This window comes from Bacteroidota bacterium, from assembly GCA_034723125.1.
Lineage (GTDB): Bacteria > Bacteroidota > Bacteroidia > CAILMK01 > JAAYUY01 > JAYEOP01.
The window spans coordinates 1-2,116 of record JAYEOP010000434.1; the positions used below are offsets into that span (position 1 = coordinate 1).

General features: G+C 30.7%; 2 protein-coding genes. Both read right to left on the reverse strand.

Annotated features, from left to right (window positions below):
• Positions 1-244 (reverse strand): AraC family transcriptional regulator (locus U9R42_11585; protein ID MEA3496666.1); only part of this gene is annotated, 244 nt, incomplete at its 3' end.
• The gene (locus U9R42_11590) at positions 216-1,592 is read right to left on the reverse strand and encodes a hypothetical protein (protein ID MEA3496667.1); all 1,377 of its coding nucleotides are present in this window, start codon (positions 1,590-1,592) and stop codon (positions 216-218) included. The genes U9R42_11590 and U9R42_11585, both read right to left, overlap by 29 nt.
• Positions 1,593-2,116: the final 524 nt, after the last annotated feature.

Here is a 2,116-nt window from a genome sequence, read left to right on the forward strand (position 1 = left end):
CATCCTGTATCTTGCATCCTGTATCTTGCATCCTGTATCTTGCATCCTGTATCTTGCATCCTGTATCTTGCATCCTGTATCTTGCATCCTGTATCTTGCATCCTGCATCTTGCATCCTGCATCTTGCATCCTGTATCTTGCATCCTGTATCTTGCATCCTGCATCTTGCATCCTGCATCTTGCATCCTGTATCCTGCATCTTGCATCCTGCATCTCTATTCCCCCAATTTATCTGATGCTGCACTTATTACATTTAACGGTAGTGGATCGGCAATGCCACTACAAATTCTCTTACTAATGGTTTCGAAAATCTTTGGGTCATTAAATAATTCTTTTAATTTTTCAATTGTATTTGCAGGGTCGCTAATAATTCTGATTTCTTCATCCAATGCAGGTAGCTCGATGAATGCTCCAATTTTGCGGTAAATTTCAAGGTAATTTGATGCTTCATAATATGTTGGTTTAAATGATCCTTGCTTGGCAACATTGAAATATAGTATTGGTGTAATATCAATTGACATTATATCTTTTACATGATTGGCTTCTGATAATAAAACCTTTGTTTTTCCTGTGGCTCTAAAGCATCCTTTTTTTGAAACAATATCATTATCAATTAGCAATTCTTCCTCTTTTATTTTTTTAATTGTTTGCTCAATTAAAGTTATTGAATCTATTAAATGTATTGATGAAATATAATATAAATGAAAAGAGTAATTGTTACGTTCATCTATACACTTTTTGAATTTATTCATTATTTTATCTTTATCCGATTTTTCACATGAGTTGAAAAGGTCGAGATATGTGCTTCCTTTATGTTTTACTACCAATTGTTGGCTGTTGATAAAATTTAAAGTGATAAATTGTAATGGATTTTCTCCAAAGTTTTCAACAATTTTTTCATAACCTGTAAATTTAACTTCTCGGCATGTAACATCGGTTTCTTCCGGTAATCTATTTACTAATTTATTACCACAAAGAAAAGGAAGGGAAGCATTTTTTTTGATAGGGATGGTAATTGGTTCTATTGAATGTGATGTTTTTTCAATATCTGTTTTAATAGTTGGTCTAAATATATGCACTTCATCTTTGTTAAATTTAGAAACGTTGTAAAAAACAAAACATCCTGTTATTTCAGTATTAGTTATTGAGGTTGTAGAGTCAATGTCGTTTGTTTTTTTTAAGCGATTAACAAAAGGATAGTACGAACCTCTGGGACGATATAGCTTTACGGTTTTGAAGGTTATATAGATAACATCAGATACGTCTTTTACAAGATATCTGTAAACCTCTGTTCTGCCACCGCCTTCAAATAAACCGAAAACAATAATTACATCATTCCTGTTTAATTCTCGCAAGCTTACATTCTTGCTTCTGCCTTTTTTGATTGGTCGTCTTCCTGATGATTCTATATTTAGTTTCTTTCGTTGCTTTACTATGTTATCATTTGAATATTCGTTATCTTCAAATGCGATGGTGCCAACGAATAATTGAACATCAAATTCGTTTTCATTATTAATTTTAATTGAAATATCTTTGGAATATAATGATCCGAAAATTCCAATAAGTAGTGATAACAATATAATTTTTTTCATAACAATAATAAATTAAAGTAGTTAAAAAAATAAATCCAATTTTAAATAACTAACAAATGTAAGTAAAAATTTTCATACTTCAAAATCTTTATTTGATAAAAGAATAAATATAGTACTTGGCTTTTTTATTTGCCACTAAGGCAGGAAAGCACAAAGGAACACGAAGATTTATTTTTTGGTGATTCTTTGAGTCTTAGAGCTTTTATGGCTAATCTTTTTTCTTGCCACTAAGGCACAAGGACACAAAGGAACACGAAGATTTATTTTTTGGTGATTCTTTGAGTCTTAGAGCTTTTATGACTAATCTTTTTTCTTGCCACTAAGGCACAAGGACACAAAGGAACACGAAGATTTATTTTTTGGTGATTTTTTGAGTCTTAGAGCTTTTATGGCTAATCTTTTTTGGTTCTTTCTAAAAATGAGTGGGTAATTTAAGTTTTTCATTGTGTCAATTTATGTTAGGATTTAACATATAAAATTTCAAATCACCTGTAACAAGATAAGCGATTATTTTAAAATTTTTA